Source organism: Candidatus Phytoplasma fraxini (assembly GCF_038024965.1).
Classification (GTDB): Bacteria; Bacillota_I; Bacilli_A; order Acholeplasmatales; family Acholeplasmataceae; genus Phytoplasma; species Phytoplasma fraxini.
In genome coordinates, this window is the sequence record NZ_CP146843.1 from 325,352 (window position 1) to 350,656 (window position 25,305).

Annotated in this window: 21 protein-coding genes; 9 read left to right on the forward strand and 12 right to left on the reverse strand. The window is 22.5% G+C overall.

Annotated features, from left to right (window positions below):
• The first annotated feature begins 15 nt into the window (after positions 1-15).
• The 3 genes from AADV48_RS01780 (at position 16) to AADV48_RS02960 (ending at position 2,319) form a co-directional block, all read left to right on the forward strand.
• On the forward strand, positions 16-630 hold the full coding sequence (locus AADV48_RS01780; protein ID WP_341266368.1) for a hypothetical protein: 615 nt from the start codon (positions 16-18) through the stop codon (positions 628-630).
• A 661-nt stretch (positions 631-1,291) separates the two neighbouring features.
• Positions 1,292-2,050: a hypothetical protein gene (locus AADV48_RS01785; RefSeq protein ID WP_341266369.1), complete on the forward strand. Its 759-nt coding sequence runs from the start codon at positions 1,292-1,294 to the stop codon at positions 2,048-2,050.
• 80 nt (positions 2,051-2,130) lie between these two features.
• Complete coding sequence (locus AADV48_RS02960) at positions 2,131-2,319, forward strand: DUF2963 domain-containing protein (protein ID WP_423064658.1); 189 nt, start codon at positions 2,131-2,133, stop codon at positions 2,317-2,319.
• Between the two features lie 377 nt (positions 2,320-2,696).
• On the opposite strand, the gene AADV48_RS01790 is transcribed toward AADV48_RS02960, so the two are convergent.
• Both AADV48_RS01790 and AADV48_RS01795 read right to left on the reverse strand, forming a co-directional pair.
• Positions 2,697-3,248 (reverse strand): type ISP restriction/modification enzyme, encoded by a 552-nt coding sequence (locus AADV48_RS01790; RefSeq protein WP_341266842.1) that lies wholly within the window; start codon positions 3,246-3,248, stop codon positions 2,697-2,699.
• A 281-nt stretch (positions 3,249-3,529) separates the two neighbouring features.
• The gene (locus tag AADV48_RS01795; protein WP_341266370.1) at positions 3,530-3,919 is read right to left on the reverse strand and encodes a hypothetical protein; all 390 of its coding nucleotides are present in this window, start codon (positions 3,917-3,919) and stop codon (positions 3,530-3,532) included.
• 364 nt (positions 3,920-4,283) lie between these two features.
• Between AADV48_RS01795 and AADV48_RS01800 the strand changes: the two genes are divergently transcribed.
• From AADV48_RS01800 to AADV48_RS01815, 4 genes are all read left to right on the forward strand, one after another.
• Positions 4,284-4,478, forward strand: a complete 195-nt coding sequence (locus AADV48_RS01800) for a hypothetical protein (protein WP_341266371.1) — start codon at positions 4,284-4,286, stop codon at positions 4,476-4,478.
• 211 nt (positions 4,479-4,689) lie between these two features.
• The gene (locus AADV48_RS01805) at positions 4,690-5,517 is read left to right on the forward strand and encodes a DEAD/DEAH box helicase family protein (RefSeq protein ID WP_341266372.1); all 828 of its coding nucleotides are present in this window, start codon (positions 4,690-4,692) and stop codon (positions 5,515-5,517) included.
• Positions 5,489-5,947, forward strand: coding sequence for a hypothetical protein (locus AADV48_RS01810; protein WP_341266373.1), 459 nt, complete (start codon positions 5,489-5,491; stop codon positions 5,945-5,947). The genes AADV48_RS01805 and AADV48_RS01810 overlap by 29 nt, the downstream gene beginning before the upstream one ends.
• On the forward strand, positions 5,934-7,100 hold the full coding sequence (locus tag AADV48_RS01815; RefSeq protein WP_341266374.1) for an N-6 DNA methylase: 1,167 nt from the start codon (positions 5,934-5,936) through the stop codon (positions 7,098-7,100). Before AADV48_RS01810 ends, AADV48_RS01815 begins: the two co-directional genes overlap by 14 nt.
• Positions 7,101-8,052: 952 nt before the next feature.
• On the opposite strand, the gene AADV48_RS01820 is transcribed toward AADV48_RS01815, so the two are convergent.
• From AADV48_RS01820 to AADV48_RS01860, 9 genes are all read right to left on the reverse strand, one after another.
• A complete protein-coding gene (locus AADV48_RS01820) occupies positions 8,053-8,793 on the reverse strand; it encodes a hypothetical protein (protein ID WP_341266375.1) in 741 nt (246 codons plus the stop codon).
• Positions 8,794-8,972: 179 nt separating this feature from the next.
• Entirely contained in the window at positions 8,973-10,256 is a 1,284-nt protein-coding gene (locus tag AADV48_RS01825; protein ID WP_341266376.1) for a glucose-6-phosphate isomerase, read from the reverse strand.
• 57 nt (positions 10,257-10,313) lie between these two features.
• Positions 10,314-11,759, reverse strand: a complete 1,446-nt coding sequence (locus AADV48_RS01830; RefSeq protein ID WP_341266377.1) for an MATE family efflux transporter — start codon at positions 11,757-11,759, stop codon at positions 10,314-10,316.
• A 240-nt stretch (positions 11,760-11,999) separates the two neighbouring features.
• Positions 12,000-14,180, reverse strand: a complete 2,181-nt coding sequence (gene priA / locus AADV48_RS01835; protein ID WP_341266378.1) for a replication restart helicase PriA — start codon at positions 14,178-14,180, stop codon at positions 12,000-12,002.
• A gap of 79 nt (positions 14,181-14,259) precedes the next feature.
• Positions 14,260-14,610, reverse strand: a complete 351-nt coding sequence (gene rbfA, locus AADV48_RS01840) for a 30S ribosome-binding factor RbfA (RefSeq protein ID WP_341266379.1) — start codon at positions 14,608-14,610, stop codon at positions 14,260-14,262.
• Position 14,611: 1 nt separating this feature from the next.
• A complete protein-coding gene (gene infB / locus AADV48_RS01845; protein WP_341266380.1) occupies positions 14,612-16,408 on the reverse strand; it encodes a translation initiation factor IF-2 in 1,797 nt (598 codons plus the stop codon).
• A 109-nt stretch (positions 16,409-16,517) separates the two neighbouring features.
• Positions 16,518-17,582: a transcription termination factor NusA gene (nusA, locus tag AADV48_RS01850; RefSeq protein ID WP_341266381.1), complete on the reverse strand. Its 1,065-nt coding sequence runs from the start codon at positions 17,580-17,582 to the stop codon at positions 16,518-16,520.
• 280 nt (positions 17,583-17,862) lie between these two features.
• Positions 17,863-18,576 (reverse strand): RNA methyltransferase, encoded by a 714-nt coding sequence (locus AADV48_RS01855; RefSeq protein WP_341266382.1) that lies wholly within the window; start codon positions 18,574-18,576, stop codon positions 17,863-17,865.
• Positions 18,577-18,595: 19 nt separating this feature from the next.
• Positions 18,596-19,375, reverse strand: a complete 780-nt coding sequence (locus tag AADV48_RS01860; protein WP_341266383.1) for a YitT family protein — start codon at positions 19,373-19,375, stop codon at positions 18,596-18,598.
• Between the two features lie 514 nt (positions 19,376-19,889).
• On the opposite strand from AADV48_RS01860, the gene AADV48_RS01865 reads away from it, so the two are divergent.
• Together AADV48_RS01865 and AADV48_RS01870 are read left to right on the forward strand one after the other, a co-directional pair.
• Positions 19,890-20,618, forward strand: a complete 729-nt coding sequence (locus AADV48_RS01865) for an amino acid ABC transporter ATP-binding protein (protein ID WP_341266384.1) — start codon at positions 19,890-19,892, stop codon at positions 20,616-20,618.
• An 849-nt stretch (positions 20,619-21,467) separates the two neighbouring features.
• On the forward strand, positions 21,468-23,078 hold the full coding sequence (locus AADV48_RS01870; protein WP_341266385.1) for an ABC transporter permease subunit: 1,611 nt from the start codon (positions 21,468-21,470) through the stop codon (positions 23,076-23,078).
• Positions 23,079-23,281: 203 nt separating this feature from the next.
• Here AADV48_RS01870 and AADV48_RS01875 read toward each other — a convergent pair whose 3' ends face one another.
• Positions 23,282-25,252, reverse strand: a complete 1,971-nt coding sequence (locus AADV48_RS01875; RefSeq protein WP_341266386.1) for a heavy metal translocating P-type ATPase — start codon at positions 25,250-25,252, stop codon at positions 23,282-23,284.
• Between the last annotated feature and the right edge of the window lie 53 nt (positions 25,253-25,305).

Consider the following 25,305-nt stretch of genomic DNA (forward strand, 5'->3'; position numbering starts at 1 on the left):
AAAGTGATTAATTATATGTGTAAATCGAAATCTGTGTTATTAACACGAATTTTTTTTATTATAAGTTTAATTATTTTATTTTTAGGCATTAGAAAAGGTATTTTAACAAAACAGCCATTTTTTTCACTTCATTTATTTACAAGACAAACTATATTTTTGAGTACTATTTTTTTGTTTTTAAATTTTATACAAATAACAAAAAATCAAAAAATATCTTATTTAGGTTTTATTTGTTTCATAAACAATGTATTAATGGCGATTTTATATTTAAAAATTGAAGATAAAACAGCATATCAACAAATTACAAAATTTAATTTATTTGTATCTATTTTAGAACATAAATTTTTTCCTTTAATTTTTGGCTTTCATTATTTGTGCATAGATAAAAATATTATAGAATTTAAAAAATTTTATATTAGTTTGTTTTATCCCTTTATATATTTTTGTTTTGTTTTTATATTAGTAAATTTTTTTGGATTTACAGAGCCTTATCAATTTTTTAATTCACAACAATTTTTTTACATTTTTGTTATTATTGTTGTTTTTTTAATTTTATTATCATTATTTATAATTTTTCTTAAAAAATATATATTTCATGTAAGAGTTTATAGCAAAATATCAAATAATTAATATAAATTCGTTGTATCTAAGTTATATTATTAGAAAAAAATTAAAAAATATTAAAATATTATTAAAAACAGAACTGTTGGAGTGTCTCAATTTATTCTAAAAAAATATTCTTTTAGAAATTAAAATCGTTTATTAATTATTTTTATCATAATCCAAATCTACATAATTATGTAAAGCTTTAATTAATCTTACAATTACTTCTTGTGACAATTAAACAACAAGGATAATATTTAAATCGAGAAACTATTTTTTGACTAAAGACAAATATATTTCAATCAATTGATCTCTAATTTCTAAATGTTCTTTATTTTTAAAAAATTATTCCAATAATTATTTTTTTATCATTTCATACCTTTCAAAAAAATTAATTTTTCGAAAAGATAAGAAATTATTTTTTAGTCTTATGAAATATTGAAAATTCAACAATTTAACTTTTATTTTATTTTGATTGTTTTTTTTTTTTTGTTTTTTATTGATATATAATAAAAACATAAAAGATTTTAAAAATTTTTGTAGATTTAATTTAATTCAAATTGGAACACTTAATTTTTTTATAAATCTTTGTAAATTTTTATAAAAATTTGAAATGAAATAATGCATTGAAAATAAATATAATTATAAAAGTTTATTTTTTCTAATATTAGAAAGGTTAAAAAATTTTATGAATTATAAAAATTCAAATATCAAATCAATATTTAATCAAAATACAATAATTATTGCGTTTTTATTAATAATTGCAGTTTTAGGAATAGCAGCAGCTTGTCATTTTTATATAGAATCAAACAACCAGCAACCAGCAACCAGCAACCAGCAACCAGCAACCAGCAACCAGCAACCAGCAACCAGCAACCAGCAACCAGCAACCAGCAACCAGCAACCAGCAACCAGCAACCAGCAACCAGCAACCAGCAACCAGCAACCAGCAACCAGCAACCAGCAACCAGCAACCAGCAACCAGCAACCAGCAACCAGCAACCAGCAACCAGCAACCAGCAACCAGCAACCAGCAACCAGCAACCAGCAACCAGCAACCAGCAACCAGCAACCAGATAAACCAGATAAACCAGATAAACCAGATAAACCAGATAAACCAGATAAACCAGATAAAGCAGATAAAGCAGATAAAGCAGATAAAGAAAAAGCAGAACAAGAAACAAGAGAGAAACAACAAGCGCTAAATAAGAAATACAATGAGGAACGAAAGGAGCTAAATAAGAAACACAATGAGGAACGAGAGAAGCTAAAAACAAATCAGACAATAAAACAATTAAAACCAGTACTAATAAAATATGGACAAAATGTTCTAAAACAGCACCATGACAATGAAAACAAAAATCTAATTCAGAAACATCAACAGGAACAAGATGAACTAAATAAAAAATTCAAACTAATCAAAAAGAAGAAAGAAAATGGAAAATAAAAAGAAATTAAATATTGGTTAAATAATTAAAATTAAAACAATTAAAGAATATGACGAAAACAATAAACTAACAAAAAATAATTGAATATCAAGATGATAATAAAATTATTAATTGTATTAGAACATTTGATTCAAATGAAAAAATAATCAAAATAATTAAATATAGAATAGATGGAAAAACCATTTATTCAATCGATGAATATAACGCAAATGAAGTTCATATTAAGACAATGAATTATCCTATTGATGGAATAACTACGATATCCTAAAAATTAAACATTTTAATTAAAAAAGTCAAATTGTTTATTAACAAAAAAATAAACGATTTGACTTTTTCTTTTTAGAATTGATTTTTAGTGCTTAAATTTAAAAAGATAAAATTTAATAATAAAACTCGATTATGGAAGTCAAAATAATGCCGAAATCGTAACTTATGGCTGTATAATCCACTTTTGTTACAAGTAATAGTATATAAGAGCTTAGGAATTATTTTAGAACGCTCTTAATCTAAATTTAAATCAATTTGATTAATTTTTTTAATAATTTGAACTGTTTTAGAAGCGACTGTAACTAATTGATTGAAAAAAGGAGATTTTCTTAATTTAAATAACATCGGTTCTCCTTGTAACTGATATTCTAAAGCTTCTTATGGAACATAAGACATATCTTTATGATATGGAATATAATCATCAGGTTTTTTATCTTTTTCTTGGTAAATCATACTTGGGGTAATCTTTTCGTAATTTAAATGAAGTTCTAATAATTCATTACCTAAAATTAATAATTTTTTTTGTTGTTCTGAAGTTAAAGGCGGGATAGTAGGTAAATTAAATTTTAAAAAATGGGAAGTAGCTTTTTTTGTATCTTTCATGATGGAATACAGCGTATAAAATAGACATCCATTCCCGAGGTTGATAAGGCGCTGTCTTGGAATAAATTCGCTTAAGGTATAACATTTAATTTGTTCGAAAATATGTTTATCAGGGATACAAACCGCCATTAAACAATCAAAATAATTTGAAGCATAACTGATACAAAGTGATAGATTATGTTTCTTGTCTATATAGTATTTATCTTGGCATGATTTACTTTGAATAATAAAGGGATCGAAATAAAGATATTGTTTTTGAAAAGGACGACGATACGCTTTTATAATTTGGTTATTTTCGAATTTAATAGGAGTATTTTTCCAAAATATTTATTTTAAAAATTCATGCCATTTCATGATATCTGGTTTTTCTTCTATTTTTTGATTTCCCCGACAAAAATTATAATAATCAATAAATTTTCTCATTTTAGTTTTTAAATGTTCTCGATCTAAATCATAAACAAAATTATCACAACCACTTACTAACCCGTCGTTTCTAGTTCGGAAATAAAATTGTTGTGGTTGATTTTTGTTTTTATGTTCTTTTATTGTTAAAGGCTGTCATTTTTTAGGAGCTTGTTCCGCTTTCTCAAACCAACGTCCATCTTCGTCTAAAGTAATTTCTTCAAAAAAATCACATCCTTCTGATAATTATTTATAATAAACTCTTGTGTCTCCGTGATACTCTTAGGAGGTACCGAAACATAAAAAGTTTTATTTTTGAATGTAGTATCTGAAACTTTATAACATAAAAGTAAACAACAACCTTGAGTATTAGCGCTTTGAGTTTCTGTTTCGAATACATTATCTCCCTCTTGTGCCTTATCCGCACCCACACCCGCTTTACCTTTTAAATCCACAATATAGATTTGTTGGCATTTTTGAGTTAAAGTTCTTCTTAATCCTTCGATTGAAGTATTTAAAAAAGAGTTTGGCAAAAACATAGCAATCCAACCTTTACTAATGCGATCTAAAGACCATCTAATAAAACGACAGTACATATTGTATAAAGATCGGTTTGATTTTTGATCACTATTTTTAATAAAAGTTTGTTGAATTCTTTCATCAACCCAATATTTATTTTAGTGTTCTTTAAACAAAGGTTTATATAAATCTTTTTTGCGACCTTCATCTGTTTTTTGACCCATTTTCCATGGAGGATTAGTAATAATAATCTTAAATTTATCTTTTTAAGATGACTTGGATTAATGATATCACTTGGATTCTTGGGAGCTTATGAATTAAGTTCCTAAATATAGAACTACTAGATAGTTATAAAACAAGTCAAATTTCAATTATAAACCTTGTTATGTTCCTTATAACAAATAATAATTATTTTTTTATTTAGAAAGATAAAATAAATTTATGACCAATTTGCATTCAAATTTCAATAATATCATCAAAGGTTCTTTAACTGAAAAAGAAATTAAAGTGTGGTTAGAAAACCATCCTCAATTTAAAATTTTTAGTATAAAGAAAACAGTGAATAATAAGGAAGGAGTAGATTTCGAACTTGCGCATAATGATAAAGTTTTGGCAGTACAAGTTAAAAAATTATAGTAAATCTATTTCCGTCAAAGATATTTTTATTTTTATCGAAGTTTTCGAAAAAAATAAAAATAAATACTCCAAAGGTATTTTCATTAATGTGGGGAAGGGTGACTTCCAATCTGCTGTTGTTTAGAAATTCAACAAGAATAAAATAGAATTTTTTCATGTTCAACCCCAAAACAAAAAAGAAAATGAAGCTTTTGGCCAAGATTTTCCTTTATTGGAACACCAAAAAGAAGCCTTAAACAAAGCCATTAACCACTATCAAAAACACGATAAAGGGGTTTTAGAAATGGCTTGTGGCACAGGCAAAACTTTTGTTTCTAAAAAAATTATGAAATCCTTATTACCTAAAGGAGGCTTAATTTTCTATTTTATACCTTGGTTATCTTTATTAGAACAAAGCATGAATTATTTTAACGATGCTGAAACTTTAACTATTCCTGTATACAGTACACAAGCAGATATTATTACCAAAAAGAAAAAAAATAAAGAAACCGATGTCATTCTTAGTCCTATTATTGATTTAAGTATGTTGTTAAATTCCAAAGATTTAGAACAATATCGCCAAAAATATAAATACATTATTATCTTTTGTACTTATAAATCGATAGATAAATTGATTGAAAAACAACAAACTCAATTGTTGCCAAAAGCTGATTTTATTATTTGTGATGAAGCTCATCATACTGTTAGCAATAAATCATTCGAAGATACCAGTGATGATAATCAAAAAGATATCTCTAATGACGATTTACATCAAAAATTAAAAGCTCATCGCAAATTATTTATGACAGCAACGGTTAAAATATACCGACACTCGCGTAAGAATGAAAAATTAGATTTTTATGATATGGATAACAAAGAGTTTTACGGTATAAGGTTTTATTCTCTTGTTCTTGGAACAGCTATTGAAAAAGATATTTTATGTGATTATGGTGTAGTCGTTGCTCGTTTTGATGATCTAAAAGAAGCACAAACGATTCTTGATAAATTAGATGTCGAAGATAAAAAAATTGATGATTTACATAAAAAAAAATTCCGCTGAATATAAATATCGACAACTAATTAAAAACCCAACTCTTACTGATGAAGCCAAACAACAATACCAACACCAATTAGAAAGATATAAAAACCAACAAAAATTAAAAAGTATCGTTCAATTAGTAGCTATTTATAAAAAAATAGAGAATATATACCAAAACGCAAAAGATATTAAAGGTAATTATGCTTCCGGCATTTCTTTTGTGAGTAGTTCTATGAAAAGACGTGTTTTAGCAGCGAAAACAGTCGCCGAAGGTATTTTCGATGAACTCAATAAAAAAGATAATAATTTTGAATTAAAAACAGATTATATTGAAACCAGAATGAAACCACAAGAACGTGAAGAAAAAATAAATAAATTAAAACAAAAATCTCCTTTTTTTATTATGGAATTGTCGTTGTTTAACAGAAGGGATCGATTTGCCACAATGTGATACTATTGTTTTTTTTGATTATAAACAATCTTATATCGAAATTATTCAAACCATTGGCCGTGCTTTAAGAAAAGATCTTGAGAATGCTGAAAAAAGAGTTACTATTATCTTACCTTTTGATATCGAACATTCTTTAAATACAGGTATTTCTTTAGATAATAAAGATTTTTTTAAATTATTCGCTACTATTTTAAGCATAGATCAAAGAAATAATAGTTATAAGCGTCAAACAATAATAGACCAGACAACAAAAGATTTACCAAAAATAAACAGTTCAAAAACAAATAATAACAAACCATCTATTGATCCTTGTATACAACAAGAAATTGAATTTTGTTATAAATATATTAATTTAGAATGCAAAAAAATATCTCGGGTTAGTTGGAAATATGTTGTCTTAGAAATCCAAAAAACTTTACAAAAAATTCAAAAGAGGATACTAACAGAAAGTAAAATAAAACTTTTTAACGACATTAACAAACTTTTTGGTATTATTTTAAATATATACGAAACCCCTTTAGAAAAAGAAAAAACTGCGGAAATTATAGCACAATATTTAATGTTTCATCCTATTTTAAAAAAAATTTATGTTTTCGAAGACGAATTATTTGTTAAAAAAGAATTAGATGCTAAAATTAATGCATTAAATCTTGATTCACACATCCAAGCCACATTAGATAATACAATTAATTTTTTTACAACAACTTTAGGTTTTCAATACCAAAATTTAGATGACAAAGAACATATATTTAACCAAATTTATAATGATGTTTTAAAGGAAACTAATCCTACTTTAACTAAAGACAACGGCATGTATTATACTCCTGAATGGCTTGTTAAATCATTATGGGATATTTTGATTCATGTAGGACGATTAGATTTTCAAAAAGAAGAATATTATATTATTGATCCAGCTTGTGGAACAGCTCCTTTTATTTCTCATGTTTTACGTCATCATTTATCTCCATCCAAAATATTTCAACACCAAATTAATAAATATTATAATGATTTGTTGTATATTAGTGAAATTAATTTTATTTCTTATATGGTTGGTTTATTTAAAATAGCGATTGCTGCCAAAAAAGAAAACTTTGTTAAAAAATGCTTGTTGGAGAGATACTTTAAAACCAGAAGCTCCCAAGAATCCAAGTGATATCATTAATCAAAGTCATCTTAAAAAAAGATAATTTAAGATTATTATTACTAATCGAAGTGATTATGATATTTAAACATTTTTTTAATTATAAAATTATTCTTTAAGAATCTATTTCATATCTTTTCAAATTAAATAAACATATTTTTTTATTTAAACATATTTTTTTAATTTTAAAAGATATTTTTTATCCATCAACTTATATATTAGATTAAAAAAATTAAAATATTTCACTCAAAATAAAAAAATGGTAATAATTTTAATTTTTTTAAAAAACTTTATTTAAATTACAAAATATATTTTTAACTTATAAAACATAAAATGAAAAAAAATTTAAAAATGTTTCAAAAAAATCTTTTATTAGTCAAAAAATTAACAAAAAACACCGAACAAGATGTTAAACTGTTTATGGTTTTTTTATCTTTAAGATAATTATTTTTTGGTTATTTTTTTCTAATTTCGTTTCTTTTTTTTGTTTGTTTATTCCAACAATTTCTAACCCAATTTAAGAAAAAGAACAAATCAAACTGTTTATTTTTTTACGAATAAAAACAATTTCGACTTGTTTTGATACTTTCAAGAGTGGTTCTATGGTATTTTAATTTATATCGAATATTATAAAATTGAAAATAATATTAACAAAATCAAAATATTTATATAAGAGAAAATCTCAAAAAAATCATTTGACAAACAATCAATAAATATCTAAATTGTTAGAATAGTACATTTTTAATATAAATAATTTGTATTTGAAAATAATAATAATTACTACTTATAAAGTAATTTCAAATATTAAAGATTTTTTTACAAAAAAACATTTAAATCTTATTTATTAAAATAAATTCATGATGATTTTCAATATATCAAAATCAATAATGATTAGAAAATCTCAATATTTTATTAATTGATATTATTTTAATCATTTATTATCTTTGATAAAGAAAGAAAATGCTTAAATTAAAGTATTTTCTTTTGTTCTTTTTATATAAAAATAAATAATTACGCCGCAAATAATAAATATTGATAAAATAAAAATTCCAAATATAACATTTGATCTATTTGAAGAAGGTTTGATCGTTTTATTTATTGAATTATTTGGAATAATATTTAATTTTAATCTTGTTACACCAGATAAATTTAATTTTTCTTTTTTATGTTCAGAAATAATGATGCTAACTTCTTTTGGATTATTATCGTCCGAAAATGACAATTCATCAACAGTTAAATCTTTTAATAAAGGATTTATTTTTTTAATTTCTTCTAAAATTTTATCTTTATCATTTACATCCACTTCGGAAATATCAATAATTCTTTTATCTTCTGGTATAATTATTTCAATATTTTTATTTATTTGAAGATTCAAAAACACTTGACCCGAAAGTTTTAAATCTTCATTTTTATTTTCAGGAATACGAAGCATAATTGTATTATTATTTTGTATATTTAAATACTCACGTTTTAAATCTTTTAATAAAGGATTTATTTTTTTAATTTCATCTAAAATTTTGTCTTTATCATTTGCATAAACTTTGGAAATATTAATAATTCTTTTATCTTCTGGTATAACTGTTTCGATATTTAAGATATTTGAAGACAATGATTCAGCTATTAAATTATTTGGAAAAAATTTAAATATTAAAAGTATAAAAATAAAAAATAAAATAAAAACTTTTAAATTTATTTTATTTATCATATTTTTTCTTTTTTAATATTTAATATTATTTTTCTAATTAATATTAAATATATTTCCACCTTATTTTCAAATTTTACAAATTATATTTAAATTGTTTTATAAAACAAATAATAAAATTTATTTTGTCAATTAGTATAAATTGTTAAATTCGTAAGAAATAAAAAGAAATTATTATATTATTATTTTAATAAATTAAACATTTTTTGTTTATAAATTTCGACTCCTGGTTGATTAAAAGGATTAATATCTATTAAATAACCAGACATAGCACAAGCTTTTTGAAAAAAATAAATAAGATAACCTAAGTGATATTCATCTAAGCAAGAAATACTAATTTCTACATTAGGTACTCCGCCTTCTATATGAGATTGTTTTACAGCTTTTAAAATTTTTTGATTTATATCAGAAAAAGATTTACCCTGTAAATAATTTAATTTATCTAAATCTGGATGAACCATAGGAATATTACAATCATCTGTCATATTATGAATATTTAAAACTGTTTCAAACATTATTTTAGAACCTTCTTGAATAAATTGGCCTAAAGAATGTAAATCTGTAGAATTATTCACAGAAGATAAAAAAAGTCCTTTTTCTTCTTTTCCTTCTGTTTCTCCGAATAATTGTTTACACCATTCAATAAAAGATAATAAATGAGGTTCATAACTTACAAATAATTCTATTTTTTTATTTAATTTAATATACATTACATATCTAGCTACTGCATATTGATAAGCTAAATTTTTATCTAAATCATCAGTTAAAGTATCTTGATAAGCTGTCATAGCACCTTTTAATATATCTTCAACATCTAAATTAGCAAAAACAAAAGGCAACATTCCAACACTAGTTAAAACACTAAAACGACCACCAATAGAATTAGGAATAACAAATGTTTCATACCCTTCTTTTTTAGAAATATCTAATAAAATACCTTTTTCGGAATCAGTAGTAACAAAAATAAATTTTTTAGCTTCTGTTAAACTATATTTGTTTTCGATTTCTTTTTTTAAAATTCTAAAAGCTAAAGAAGGTTCTAAAGTAGTGCCTGATTTAGAAATTACATTAATAGCCCATTTTTTATTTTTTAAATAATTAATTAAATTAGTTAAATAACTACCTGAAACTTGATGGCCTGCAAAAATAATTTCAGGTTTATTTTTACTAAAGGGTTTTTGAAGAAATTCTATACCAGCTTTAGCTCCTATATAAGAACCTCCAACACCTATAACTACTAAAACATCTAGATCTGGAATTGATTTTTGTAATTTTTGAATTTTTTTTATATCTAAGATAATATTTTGATCTAAAGGTAAATTCAACCAACCTAAATATTTTTTCTCTAAATCTTTATCTTTGTGTAATCGATTATGTATTTCGGTAACTTTGGGTTTTATAACTGAAACTTCTTTGTTCCAATCTAAAAATTTTTTTATACCTTCTATATCTAATTGCAGAACCATTATTAAACTCCTTTTTTATTTAAAAATAATAACAAAAATTTATTTTTATTATAGATTTTATAAATTCATATTTCTTTCTATTATTTTTTGTGCTTTAATAAAGCGAATAAATAAAATAACAGTGACCGCTAAAACAATTATATTACTCAAGCTCGTACTAATACCAAATTCTGTATAATCTGATATTTGAATATATTTATATTTATGACAAAACCATAAACAAGACATTCTCGCTACAATCCTTAACATATTCAACCATAAAACAATACTAGCATTTTTTGTATAAGACACAATATAAATCATTATAATAGAGGCCCAAACAGAAGTAAACAAAGACATTTGTTCGAAAAATAAAACCGTTTTAAAATTTTTTAATGAGTCTGGAGTGATTTGATCTGATGGTTTTAAAATTTTTAAAAAAAATTCACCAAAAAAATGATTAGAAAAAACTCCGATAATACCGATTATTAAAGTGATAATAAAAGCATTTTTAAAAATTTTCAAAGTATTTGTATTTTTATTTATTTTCGCTTGTCGAGACACCATTACTGATTCGGCATCTTCAAAAGATTGAGAAATAGAATAAAAAATACCATTAACAGCTGCTACCAATCCTGTTATAGATATTAAGTCTTTACCATAATAGTCTGTAGCCATGTCATTAATAAATTTTTTTCCAATTTCATAAGTTGCTTTACCTATTATCAAAATAAATGATAATTTTAAAATATTTTTAACAACTTTTTTAGGGAAAATTAATTTACGAAATTGAATTTGAAAATCATTTTTAGAATTGAACATAAAATAAAAAGCAAAAAGAGAAATAGCAAAATTAGAAAAAAAATCAGCCCAAGCTAAATGAATAATTGTAACATTATCTTTTTGAATATATTTCATTAAAAAAGCTAAAATAATTCGTAAAGTTATATTTAAAATATTCAAAAATAAAACAATTCTCTTTTTATTTTTAGTTCTTTCTAAACCAATAAAAACGCAATTTATAGTAATAAAAACAAAAGTTAATAAAGAAATAATATAATATTCCCAGCCACCATCCAAATGATACGCCCTACTTAAAAAAATATCACCTAAAGGAGATGGCAACAAAGCACCAACATAAAAAATTAAAAAAATACTTAAAGAGCTTAAAACTGACATAATAAAAATTAAAGTCGCATATTGCTTAGATTGTTCGTTATTTTTTTGTTTATATTCTCTAGCTACTAAAACAACACCAGCACCACCTAAAGATATTGCGATACTTTGAAGTACTTTTTTTATTTGTTTCATGTAAGTAACAGCAGCTTCAACATTTGTATTTGATACAGAAGTTGGTTTTTTAATAATATAAAAATCTATAGAAGAACTTACATTTTGAAATAATAAATACAAAGCGATAGGAAAAGCTAAAATAATCAAATTTTTCCAAATAGAAATTTCTTTATTAGAATCTGATTCTAATATATTTTTTTTTCGTGAGTTATCAGAAGAGTTTATTAACATAAAAAAACTTATAACCTTTCCATTCATTTTTTTATATTAAATAATATATTAAACAATAAAATAGCAACTTTTAAAGTTTAAATATTTTAAATTATTTATTAAATAATTTAAAATATTTAAAAGCTGATAACATATTTATTATTAATTAAATATACAAAATATGAATATACCAAAATACTATATCAAAGTATACACTTTTATTATATATAAATTTACTATTTTTATAAATAAAAATAACAATTAAATAATATTAGCAAAACGATCAAATAAAATAAAAGCATCTTCATTTAAATTTTGTTCAATAATAAAATTTAAATTTAAAGGCCATTCATAATATTTCAAAGTTAATAACACTCTATAATATTCATTTTTATAAAATATCAAGGGATAAGAAGGTTCAAAAATTTTTATTTTAAGCAAAAAATTTTTCTCTAAACTTTCTTTTATTTTTTTTGCAATATTAATAACTTTAATGAATTTTTTATGTGAAATTAATATTTTACTTAAAAAAACAAAAGGAGGATTTTCACTCATTTGTCTTTCTTTTAAAATTTGTGTTAAAAAAGGAAAAACATCATAATATTTAGCTTTTTGCAGAGCAAAATGATTTATATTATAACCTTGTACAATGATTTTCCCTTTTTCAGAAAGATAGTTAGACAGTTTCATTAGCGATTTAAAAGTTCCTTCTGTTGCTTTAAAATTAGGAATATTTAAAAGAGCATCTACCATCAAAACACCTACTGTTTCAATTGGAGGTAATTTTAAATTTTTAACTATCATTTCTGTTCCTAATAAAAGATCAATTTCATTATTTTCAAATTTATCTAAAATTAGTTGATAATGTTTTAATGTTTTAATAGAAATTGAATCTATACTGGCTATCTTAATATTAGGTATTTCTTTTTGTAAAAAATTTAAAACATATTCAATACCTAAACTTACGTTTTTTAAAGCAATATTATGACAATGAGGGCATTTAGAACTAAATTTTTGACTATAATGACAAAAAGAGCATTTTAAAATACGATCATTTTTTAAAAAAACTAAATTTTGAGAACATTTCAAACATTTAGGAATATAACTACAAAAACGACATAAAACAAAAGGTGAAAAACCTAAAACATTAATAAATAAAATTGTTTTTTTCTTTTCTTTTATATTTTGTTTTACATTCGATAATAAATCATAAGATAAAGGAGTTAAATTTCCTTTTTTTAATTCTTGTTTCATATCGATTAATTTCATTATTTTTTTATTTTTTCTTGTTAAATCAAAAAAAATAATTTTTTTTTGATGTATTAGTAAATAATTTTCTGATGAAGGTATTGTTGTAAAAAAAACCAAAGGAATTTGATGATATTTAGCACGAATATGTGCTAATTCTTTAGCATCATAATTTGGGCTTTTTTCTTTTTCAATCAAAGAATCATCATTTTCTTCATCAAAAATAATAACGCCTATTTTTTGTAAAGGAGAAAATATAATCTTCCTTGTACCTATAACAATAAAAATTTTTTGTTCTTGAATATCTTGATTTTTTTGATAATGTTCTGTTAAATTAGAATCACTTATAAAAACACTAATAGGAATGTTTGGGAAATATTTTTGAATTTTTTCTTTTAAATAAGTAATCAAAATTATCTCTGCAACTACAATTAAAACTTGTTTTTTTTGTTTTAAAGAATGTTCGATAAATTTCAAATACATCATTATTTTATCTTCATGATGATCACAATACAATAAATAATGATTATAACCTTCTAAACAAATTTGTTGCCAAATAAAATTTTGTTCTTTATTTAAACTAAAAGAATTTATATAATTTAAAGTTATTTCATTTCGCCTTTGATCTAAAACTAAAATTTGCTTGTTTTTATTTTTATGTGAAACTTTAGGACGATGATCTTTTTTACCCATTACAATTTGTGTTTTAATAATTTTGTTTTTTTGTAATTTAAATATGTCTTCTCTTAAAAAAAAATTATCTTTTAAAGATATAAGACCTTCTTTTTGAATTAAATATTCTTTGAATTTTAAAGGTATTTTGTTTTCTTTGAGAACTGTAATTTTTCTCTTATAAGTACTCAAAAAACTTCGCGGAATAATAGTATTATATACTAAGGAAGGAGATATAAAAGGAATATGCGATATTTCTTTTGTTAATAAAAAAAGTTCTTCAGTTAAAAAAGGAATTTCATCTAAAATTTCTATAATAGTTTTGACGCGTTTTGTATTGATCGAAGTATCCTTTTTTAAGTTTAAAACATAACCTAAGCGTTCAGTATTTTTCAATCCAAAAGGAACAATTACTCTCATTCCTTTTTGAATTATATTAACTAATTCTTCAGGAATAAAATAATCAAAAATTTTAGTTAAATTAGGAATTTTATTATCTACTATCACTTCTGCATATAACATTATTTTGTCCTTTTTATAATACTTTTAAAAATATTCAATAAAATAAAAAAGATAAATTAATTAATTTATCTTTTTTATTTTATTCTTTGATAATATTATTGAAAAGTTCATCGATTTTTTTTCCATAAGTTAATGTTTCATCATATTTAAATATTAATTCAGGAATTTTTTTAATATTTTTAATTTTACTAGCTAATCTCAAACGAATTTCTTTTTGATGTTTTTGTAAAGCTTTTTTAACTAAATTTAAAATTTCTGGTTTATCATTTAAAATAGTGTAATAAACATTACAAAAAGATAAATCATTAGATAAATCAACATTTGTTAAATTGATACAACCTATTTGGCTATCCTCAATAATTTCATTCACTATTTGAACCAAAAATTTATGTATTATATTAGCTCTTCTCTTGATTGTAATATTACTCATATTAAAGTGTCACTTTCTCTATTTTAGATGATTCTATTATATCATCAATTTGAAAATTATTAAAATTATCTAATAAAATACCACATTCATGTCCTTGATTAGCGCTATTAATATTATTTTTTAAATGTTTTAAAGAAACGATCTTACCTTGAAAAATAACTTTTTGATCTCGAATTACTTTTGCTAAAGAATTATGAAAAATTATTCCTTTAGTAACATAACAACCCGCAATACTACCAATAGAACTTATAGTAAATATTTTTTTAATTTGTGCTTGACCTGTTATTTTTTCTTCTAAAACAGGTTCTACTAAATTTTTTAATTTAATCTCTACATCTTCAATAATTTTATAAAGAATATTATAATTTTTCATATCTACTTTAAGATTTTGAGCTATTTTTTCTAAAGAACTACTAATAGATGTATTAAAATTAATTAAACAAGAATTAAAAATATTAGCAAAATCAATATCATTAAAAGTAATTATACCGACAGAAGCTTTTAAAATATTAACTTTTATATCTTGAATATTTAATTTTTCTAAAGATTCAATAATAACTTCTAAACTACCTTGCGTGTCTGCTTTGATAACAATATTTAAAGATTTATTTTTATTTTCTTGTGGTGCCAAAACATTATTATAGAAAGATTCATTAGATTCGTTATTATTTTTATTTTGCTCTTTTAACAAATTCTTTTTACGTTCGATAATTTGTTTAGCTATTTTTTTATTTTCAACTACTTCAAAAACATCACCTGCTTTAGGTACAGTATCTAATCCTGTTATTAAAACAGGTTGAGACGGATAAACTTTTTGAAAACTTGTTTCTAAATCATCTTTAATAGAACGAATTTTACCATAAGTATTATCTCCAACTGTTACAACATCACCAATTTTCAAAATTCCTTGAAAAGTAATAAAAGTAGCTGAAGGTCCTTTTTTCTTGTCTAAACTAGCTTCTAAAACAACTCCTTGAGTGGTTGTATTCAAATCAGTTTTGATATTTTTCATTTCGCTAACTAATAAAATTAATTTTAATAATTTATCTAAACCTTCTTTTTTTAAAGCTGAGATTTCGATATATGCGGTATTGCCGCCCCATTCTTCTGGAATTAAACCTAAATTAGATAAATCAGTCATAATATTTTCTTTTTTATTATTCAATTTATCTATTTTATTAATAACGACAATTATTTCGACTTGCGCTTTTTGAGCGTGTTTGACAGATTCGATAGTTTGTGGTTTGACTCCGTCATCAGCAGCAACTATCAAAAGACAAATATCAGTTACTTGAACTCCGCGAGAACGCATTTGAAAAAAAGCTTCATGACCTGGACTATCTATAAAAGTAATTTTTTGTTTTTCGTGTTCAATTTGATAAGCTCCAATATGTTGGGTAATACCGCCAAATTCTTTATCAACTAAACGTGTTTGTCTAAATGCATCTAACAAAGTAGTTTTACCATGATCAACATGACCCATAATAATAACAATTGGGTCTCTTTTTGTTAAATTTTCTTTTTCAACTTTTTTTTGGATTTTTTCAACTGAAACTTTTTCTTTAGAATCAAAAATAACTTCTATATCTAAAAACAAACCTAATGTTTCTGCAATTTCTTTAGTTACAAATTGATGAATATTTGTTTTAATTCCAAATTCTATGAATTTTTTAATTAAAAAAATATTAGAAACTTGTAAAATATCAGCTAAATCTTTAATAGTATGCTCAGGATTAAATAAATAACTTTTGACTTTGGTTTGTTTGGCAACATTATTATCTTTTTTTTTTTCATTCATATTCATTAATATTCCTTCTATAATAAAATCATTTAAACTTTCTAAATAAGAATTTTTATCAATTGTAATAATTTATTATTCAACTACAAAATATCAAAATATTCGAAAATCAAATCGTTTTAATAGAAATATTCCATTTAGTAGCTTGAATAGCTAATTTAACATTGGTACCCAATCGACCGATAGCCAACGAAACTTGATTTTCATTTACCAAAACAGAAACGTTTTTATTTTCTAAATCTACAATATTAATTTCAGTAACTTTGGCAGGTTGTAAAGCATTTGCGATAAGTTCTTTGGGTTCATCGCTCCATAAAAATAAATCTATTTTTTCGCCTTTTAAAACATTAATAATATTTTTTATTCTATTACCATTTTCACCAATACAAGAACCAATAGCATCGATAGAAGGTTCATTAGATAATAAACCTATTTTCACTCTTACCGAAGGAAAACGAGCAATGCCTATAATTTCAATAATTCCTTCTTGAATTTCAGGAATAAATTCTTTGAAAATTTCAAGAACAAAATCACTACAAGTACGACTTACTAAAATTTTTGGCATTTTAGTAGTTTTTTCAACTGCTACAACATAAACTTGAATTCTTTGACCTATTTCGAAATCATCATTAGCTAATTTATCTTTGTTAAACAAAACAGTTTGAACTTCTTTTTCCAATTCTAAAACACAAAAATTTTTTTTAACAGAAATTACTTTAGCACTAATTAATTTATGTTCGTAATTTTTAAAAAAATTATAAATATTTTCTTTTTTATATTTAATTATTTCTTCATTAAATTTATTTTTAAAATCTTTACTAGCATAAAAACTAAATTCTTTAGGATCGACTTCAATTGTAATAATATCTCCTGCTTGTGCATTTTTTTTTAATTTACGAGCTTCTTCAAGAGTAATACAAGTTATTTTTTTGATATCGATATTATCTTCGTTTATTGTTTCATGTACTACTTCTGGTTCTATAACTAAATATTCTTTATACAAAAAAAACTCTTGATATTCTTTTGTAAAAATCAATTGACAACTTTTAATTTGGAAATTTTTTTTACAACCAGAAATCAAACTTTTTTCAAAAGCTTGCAAAGTTTGTTCTTTAGTTAATTCATACTCTTCAGATAATTGTTCTATATAATTTAAAAAATTTTGAGTTTTCATATAATTTAATTTTATTTTCCTTAAATAAGTTAAAATCGAAAAATCTTAAAATTAAAATTTCAATTTTAAAATTAAAACATAAAGCACATAATATTATTTTATCATTTTTTAATATTTTTGTTTTAGATAAAAAATAAAACAACGATATAAACAAATAAATATCATTATTTATATTCAAATAAAATTATATTTTAAATAACTTATTAAAAGTTCTTGATAAGTAATTTGTAACCAAAATATGACTCAAAATTAAATCATTTTCTTATATCAATGAAAAAAATTATTTTAACAAATACATTAAAATACTTCCAGCAACTCCTACATTTAGACTGTCAATATTATCGATATCAATATGCAGAAAATAATCAGACTTTTGTTCTACTAAAGGAGATACTCCTGAACCTTCATTTCCTAAGATTAAAATTTTTTTATTATTTTGGTTGAAAAAAGAATTATTATTTAAATTTATACTTTTCTTATTCACCGAAGAACTAAAAAGAGTATAATTTTTTTGTTTAGATAATGATAAAAAATTTATTATATCTCCTCTTTCCAAAAATAAATGAAATATGGCTCCTTGACTAGCTCTAATTGTTTTTTCATTATAAAAATCGACTGATTCGGAACTACTAAAAATATGTTTAAAATTAAAAGCACAAGCGCTTCTTAATAAAACACCGGCATTACTTGGATCTTGGACATTATCCAAAACTAATATTTTATCACTTATTAATTTTTGAGGTTGTATTTTGCAAAGAGCACACATAGGATAAAGTATTTTATTTTTATTTAATTCTTTCATCAATTGATGAGAAATTAAAGTCCCTTTGGTAGATGATGAAATTGTATATAATTCAATAATGGCTTTTTTGTTAAAAGCTTCTTGAATTAAATGTTCACCAAAAATAACAAACTCTTGATAAAAATCGCGGTATTTTTTTAAAAATAGTTTTTTTAATTTTTTAAATTTTATATTTTCTCTGGAAGAAATCATTTTTTTATTAATTCTCTTTTTAAACTGTTCTTAATTTTATAATAAAAAAAATTATTAAAAAAGCGGTAATAGAAAAAATATACTTCATAATAATTTTTCGTTTATTATTTGTTTTTCTCTTTAAATCGATTATAAAAGACAATAAAATAAAGGTACCATCCATTATTAATAATATATTACTAAGCTTTAATTTAAAAATTGAATTTATAAACTGAAACAGAATATCAGTTCCGCCACTAGCATATTTATTTTTTAAAATAACACTTGCGCTCATTCCAATAGTTAAACCGACAATGATAGAAGATAAGAATAACTTATAAAAAATATTTTTTTTTATAAATAGCGGAAATTGTGTAATAATGGTATTCGGTTTAATTCGGGAATAATTGAATGTTTTAGTAATAAAAGAAAACAAAAAGCTAAATATTATGGATGAAAAAAAAATTTGTTTAGAATCAGTATATTTTTGAAATAACAAACATAAAGCAAATAATAAAATGATAATTCTTATAATAATAATACCATTAGTGCTACTTAAAACATATTTTTGTTTTTTCTTATTATAAAAAAAAATTTTATCTAAACAAATTAAATTACTTTCTAAACCACCTATAATAAATTGCTCAGGTAAAAGAAAAAAATAAAATCCAAAAATAGATAATAAAATACTAATATAAATTTCAATTTTTTGCATAAAAACATATTGATAATAATAATTTATAATTCCGCAACAAGATAAAACTATAAAAAGAGTTATAAAAGAAAATAAAACATAAGTATCTTTTCGTTTTTGATTCATTTTATATATATTTGCTCCATACTTATTTGTAATTATTTGTTAACAAAGTTAATAAAAATAAAAAAATATTTTACTATGGATTTATGATAAGAACACATTTGTTAAATAAAAATATAATTTATTATTTCGTATAAAATATAAATATTTTTTTAAAAAACAATTTATTTTGATTAGTTGATTTCTAATATTTCTAATGTCGACTTTATATTGATGAAAAATAAACCTTATTATTCATTATTAGTATATTATAACATAAATAAATTGTTTCAAAGCATCTATAATTTTTTTGTATTAAATAAATGCTATTCATCGTTGTTTATATAAGAATATAAAAAATTATATTTTAATTTATTAAAATATGTTAGAATAAATAAATAAACATTTTTTATTTTTCAATAAATTAATATATTTTTGGTTTTTCAATAAATAAATTTAGATTAAAAATTATTTTTTAATATTTTTAATCTAAATTATTATTTTTTTTAATAAGCGTTTTTACAAAGGAAGATGATAAATGGAAAAATACATAATTAGAATGCAAAATGTACAAAAACATTTTAATAATAAATTAGTTTTAAAAAATATTAATTTACAAATTAAAAATAAAGAAATACTTGTTGTTATAGGTTATTCTGGTTCTGGTAAATCAACTTTATTAAGATGTTTAAATTTATTAGAAAGACCTGATCAAGGTAAAATTTTCATAAATCAACAAAATATTTTAGAACCAAATTTTAATGTTTTTCAATTAAGAACCAAAATAGGGATGATTTTTCAAAGTTTTAATTTATTTGAAGAAAAAAATGTTTTAGAAAATTGTTGTCTATCGCCTATCAAAATTTTAAAAATACCTCGAAATCAAGCTCAACAAACAGCTATTTCCAAATTAAAAGAAGTCGGTTTAGAAGATTTTTTATATAAAGATGTAAAACAATTATCTGGAGGCCAAAAACAAAGAGTAGCTATCGCCAGAGCTTTATGTATGGAACCAGAAATTCTTTTATTAGACGAACCTACATCAGCTTTAGATCCGGAATCAGTACAAAATATTTTTGAAATACTTCAAAAATTAACTCAAAAAAAAAAGATGACTTTAATCATAGCTACACACGAGATGGCATTTGCTAAAAAAATTGCTCATAATATTTGTTTTATGGAAGATGGTAAAATTATAGAAAAAGGGACATCCAAAGATATTTTTAAAACCAATAAATACCCTAAATCTAAAAATTTTTTTGAATAATTTGAAACTTAATAAAATGATTGAAACAAGTTAACACATATAACAATAATTCAAAAATTTGTGAAGTATAATAATAACTTATTTTATATAAAAATAGTTCAAGATAAAGTTATTAGCGATTAAGATTTCTCAAAAAAATTCTATAAATAAGTTTCTAAAATAAAACTAATAAAATAAAAAAATAACTAAAAAATTTGTAAAAAAGAAGTCATTAGATTTTTTGAATATAGAATTAAAATTATTATATCTAGTTTTAACACTGATTTTTCTGAATTATGCTAAATTTAACGTAATTAATACGAATAAGTTTAGCCTGTTCTAACAAATAACTCAAAATCTAAATAGGATAAGTTGGATACTTGAAATAATTAAGTTTATATAGAATTAAAGATAAAACAGCTTATATAACCATATCTAAAATGCAAAAAAAAGAAAATAATGTTTCTTAAAACTTAAATAGATAATTAAAATTCTAATTTTAAATCAAAAATTGTAAAAAAACATTATTTAAAAATATGTAAATACTTAAATTTGGTAAGCAAAAGAAGTATAAATAACTATATATAGCTTAAAATAATTGAAACTCGATATATTCCGAATGAAAATGAAGAAAAATAACTTATCTAAAAGATATTTAGTAAAATACATAAACATCTTATATACTTATAAACTTTAGCAAACACAATATTTTTCGAATTGGTTTGCACTTAACTAAAATATTTATTTTCTAATCTTGATACAAAATGTAAATTTGATTTATTACTTATTATTGATATTATTTATCAAAACAACATTTTAATATCAACATAAAAAATAAATTTATTAAAAAAAAGAAGAAAATGTAAAAATATGTCCGTTAAAATATATAAAATAAAAAAATTAATAATCAAAAATTGTAAAAAAATATCAATCATTTTAAACCTTTTAATGATTTTAATAGGAATTCATTACAGGTTATATATCATTTCTACACCTCAAACTCAAAAATCCGTTCACTTTGATAACGAAATCAAACTAGGTATTATAGGTAATGTAACTCCTGTTACTTTTGACGCTGTTAACGTTGAAGAACCAGAAGATAAAATAATAACTGAAAACGGCGATTACATTAGTGGTTCAGATATTTTGTTATTTAAAGATTTATGTCAAAAATTAAATACCAAATTAACAATTAAAATTTATAAAGGGTTATCAGTGCTTTTACAAGATTTAGAATCAAATAAAATTCAATGCGCTATGAGCATGATGAATATAACTAAGGCCCGAGAAGAAAAATTTCTAGCTATAAAATATTTTCAAGGAGATACAGGTGTTTTAGTACGTAAAAATGATTCGTCTTTTAATAATGTTGATTCGTCTTTAACATTTAATAAATTTAAAGAACAATACTTAAAAGATAAAAAAATAACTACTATCCAGAATTCTATATTTGATTTAGATGGCAGCATGATACCAGAAAACTACAAAAAAACATCATATCCGGATGCAGCTTCTTGTCTAAATTATTTAAAGCAAAACGAACAGGAAGTATTTATTTTAGATAATTTAGTTATAGATACGATAAACGAAACAGAATCAAACGATTTTAAAAAAATAAATTTAAAAAAAGATACAAATGAATTTCTTCCACCATTAGGAATTTTTTTAAACAAATCTGCAATAGAATTAAAAACAAAGTTAGAACAACAAATTGAAGATTTGGACGTCAACAATAATTATTATGAGAATTATTGTAAAAAAGCTATTCAAATTTATAAAAAATCTAAAACTCGAAATAGTTTTTGGAAAAATTTATTAACTTATGAAAAAGGTTTATATTATTCCTTACTTTTAGCAATATATGGATTAATTTGCGGTTTGCCTTTAGCTTTATTTTGTTTTAAAATCCAAATATTATCTTTTTACAATTCAAATTGTAAATTATGGTATGTTATATTACAAAAAATATCATCCTATATCATTAGTGGTTGTATTAACTTTTGTAAAGCAGTTCCGATTATTATTCAAACATTATTGATTTATAATTTATTACTTAAAACTCAATTAAATATTTTTAAAAGTTCTTTAAGTAGTTTTTATACTGCTTTAATTATTATCTCTTTAAATACAGCTTTTCATTTAATATCTATTATGGTAAATCATGCTAAATTTTTAGATAAAGGGCAAATAGAAGCTGCTTATGCTTTAGGAATGAATCAAAAACAAGTCTTCAAATATATTATTTTTGAACAAACTTTAAAAAGAATTATTCCTTCATTATGGAGTCAGTTTATTATGAATTTTAAAGAAACATCATTATTTGCTATTATTGGTTTATCAAGTCTTTTATGGTCAGCAGAAAGAAATGCAGCTATAACTTATAATACAATAACTCCTTTTTTAATTGTAAGTGTAATTTATTTATTTTTAGTTTGTGTTATTAATGTATTAAATCAATGGATTCATCACAAAAAATTATAAGCATCCATAATAAAAGAGCATTAAATATAAAAACAAAAGGAATCATTAGTAATTCCTTTTGTATAAATATTTATTTCAGTTAAATTTCACATTATATGATATTGTAATGTTATATAATTATATAACTTAAATAAATGAAAGCTTTTCTATTAAAAAAATTCCAAAAATAAAAAAGACTATTTTTGTATAAAAAATAGTCTTTTTTATTGAATATCTCTTCTTAATCTTAAACAATTAAAAAGAACTAATAAAGTACTGCCTTCATGAAGAAATACCGCTAAAACTAATGGAATTGTATAAAAAAAATTTATTAAAGAACATAATAATATAATAACAAAACTAAATATAATATTTTGCCATACTATTTTATTTAATTTGCGAGATAATTTATGAGTATATATCACTTTATTTAAATCATTTTTTATTAAAACAATATCTGCGATATCAATAATCACATCACTGCCTTCTTGTAGAGTTATTGAAACATCAGAACTAACTAAAGCTGGTGAATCATTAACACCATCACCAATCATAGCAACAATACGTTTTTGTTCTTTGAATTGATTAATAAATTCGGCTTTTTCTTTAGGCAAACAATTAGAGTGAGTAACTTTTATATTTAAATAATCGGAAATAGCTAGAGCTACTTCTTGATTATCGCCTGTCAACATTATTGTTTCAATATCATTATAATTAAAATATTGAACCATTTGTTTAGCTTCTGAACGAAGTATATCAATTACAGCGATAGCCATAATAATTTCTTTATTATGACTAAAATAAATAACTGTTTTACCTTTTATTAAAAAGTCTTGAGTTATTTGTTTTATTTCCGAAGGTACTGATTCAAAAACATTGTATTTGGCTATTTTATAATAATTATTTTTTTCATCTATCCCTTCGATTCCGATTCCAATTAAATTTATAGTCTTTAATGTTAAATCTAAATTTAATTGACCTAGTTCTGCTTTTAAATATTTTTGTATCGCAAAAGATATAGGATGATTGGAATCTTTTTCTAACAACCATAAAATATTTAAATATTTGATTTTTTGTTCATCTGATATATTAGATGCATAAAAAATATCTTGAACTTGAATTACACCACGAGTTAAAGTACCAGTTTTATCAAAAACAATAGTTTTAATATTAGAAAAAACAGATAAAGTTCTACCGTTTTTTAATAAAATCCCTTTTTTAGCTAAATTAGAAATAGCAGATAAAGTAGCTGGAATATCAGCAACAGCTAAGGCACATGGTGATGCAATAGTTAAAAAAACCATACTTTTATAAAATACTTTTTGAAATTGTAAAGCATTCATCATTTCCGCGCTTAATAAAGAATCTGAGAATATATAACGAATTAATTGAGTTATAATAAGCAAACTAAAAGTAATTAAAATAACTAACTTAACATATATAGGTTCTATTTTTTTAATTAAAGAAGCTTTTTTAGAAATATTTCCTTTAATTGTTTCAGTTAAACGAATAATTTCAGCAAAAATAGTTTTATCTTCGGTTGTATTCACTTCTATTACTAAAGTATTAATTAAATTTATATTACTACTAAAAACTTTATCACCGATTGTTTTATCTAAAGGAGTACTTTCCCCAGTAATAGTTGATTCATCAATAGAAGAATTGCCAGAAACAATAATACCATCAGCAGGTATTTTTTCGCCATTTAAAACCATAATTTTATCACCGATTTTTAAATCGGAGACGTCTATCATTTCAACATCATTATTTGTTTTTAATAATCGAGCTTTTTTAGGTTTTATATCTAAAAGTTTGCTTATTTCTTTTTGGTTTTTATTATCGACGTGTTCTTCTAAAAAATTAGCAAATCCAAAAATAAAAATCAATAATATAGCTTCATTATAATGTTTCAAATACAAAGAACCACAACAAGCTAAAATCATTAAAATATGTACATTAAGTGTTAACTTTCTATTTTTTTTTGTTTCTTTATAAGTTTCAACGAAACCTTCTTTAATGATTGAATAGCTACTTAAAATCAAAATCAAATATGCTATTATAATTTTATATTTTTCTGATTCTTGAAAAACACATAATGGTAGAAAAATAAACAAATAAATTAAAAAACTCAAAATAAATAAATAAATTAATTTGTTTTGAATTTTAAATTTTTTTTTTTGTTTACAATTATTCATAAATATAAAGTTATCTTTCTTAGGAAATCCAAATAAAATTTATTTCATATAAA

What these genes read in the sequence shown, in the direction of transcription:
- AADV48_RS01780 (WP_341266368.1), top strand. Translation starts at nt 16, where the DNA reads ATGTGTAAATCGAAATCTGTGTTATTAACACGAATTTTTTTTATTATA.
- AADV48_RS01785 (WP_341266369.1), top strand. Translation starts at nt 1,292, where the DNA reads ATGAATTATAAAAATTCAAATATCAAATCAATATTTAATCAAAATACA.
- AADV48_RS01795 (WP_341266370.1), bottom strand. Translation starts at nt 3,919, where the DNA reads ATGTACTGTCGTTTTATTAGATGGTCTTTAGATCGCATTAGTAAAGGT.
- AADV48_RS01800 (WP_341266371.1), top strand. Translation starts at nt 4,284, where the DNA reads ATGACCAATTTGCATTCAAATTTCAATAATATCATCAAAGGTTCTTTA.
- AADV48_RS01810 (WP_341266373.1), top strand. Translation starts at nt 5,489, where the DNA reads ATGATTTACATAAAAAAAAATTCCGCTGAATATAAATATCGACAACTA.
- AADV48_RS01820 (WP_341266375.1), bottom strand. Translation starts at nt 8,793, where the DNA reads ATGATAAATAAAATAAATTTAAAAGTTTTTATTTTATTTTTTATTTTT.
- AADV48_RS01825 (WP_341266376.1), bottom strand. Translation starts at nt 10,256, where the DNA reads ATGGTTCTGCAATTAGATATAGAAGGTATAAAAAAATTTTTAGATTGG.
- AADV48_RS01830 (WP_341266377.1), bottom strand. Translation starts at nt 11,759, where the DNA reads ATGTTAATAAACTCTTCTGATAACTCACGAAAAAAAAATATATTAGAA.
- priA (WP_341266378.1), bottom strand. Translation starts at nt 14,180, where the DNA reads ATGTTATATGCAGAAGTGATAGTAGATAATAAAATTCCTAATTTAACT.
- rbfA (WP_341266379.1), bottom strand. Translation starts at nt 14,610, where the DNA reads ATGAGTAATATTACAATCAAGAGAAGAGCTAATATAATACATAAATTT.
- infB (WP_341266380.1), bottom strand. Translation starts at nt 16,408, where the DNA reads ATGAATGAAAAAAAAAAAGATAATAATGTTGCCAAACAAACCAAAGTC.
- nusA (WP_341266381.1), bottom strand. Translation starts at nt 17,582, where the DNA reads ATGAAAACTCAAAATTTTTTAAATTATATAGAACAATTATCTGAAGAG.
- AADV48_RS01855 (WP_341266382.1), bottom strand. Translation starts at nt 18,576, where the DNA reads ATGATTTCTTCCAGAGAAAATATAAAATTTAAAAAATTAAAAAAACTA.
- AADV48_RS01860 (WP_341266383.1), bottom strand. Translation starts at nt 19,375, where the DNA reads ATGAATCAAAAACGAAAAGATACTTATGTTTTATTTTCTTTTATAACT.
- AADV48_RS01865 (WP_341266384.1), top strand. Translation starts at nt 19,890, where the DNA reads ATGGAAAAATACATAATTAGAATGCAAAATGTACAAAAACATTTTAAT.
- AADV48_RS01870 (WP_341266385.1), top strand. Translation starts at nt 21,468, where the DNA reads ATGTCCGTTAAAATATATAAAATAAAAAAATTAATAATCAAAAATTGT.
- AADV48_RS01875 (WP_341266386.1), bottom strand. Translation starts at nt 25,252, where the DNA reads ATGAATAATTGTAAACAAAAAAAAAAATTTAAAATTCAAAACAAATTA.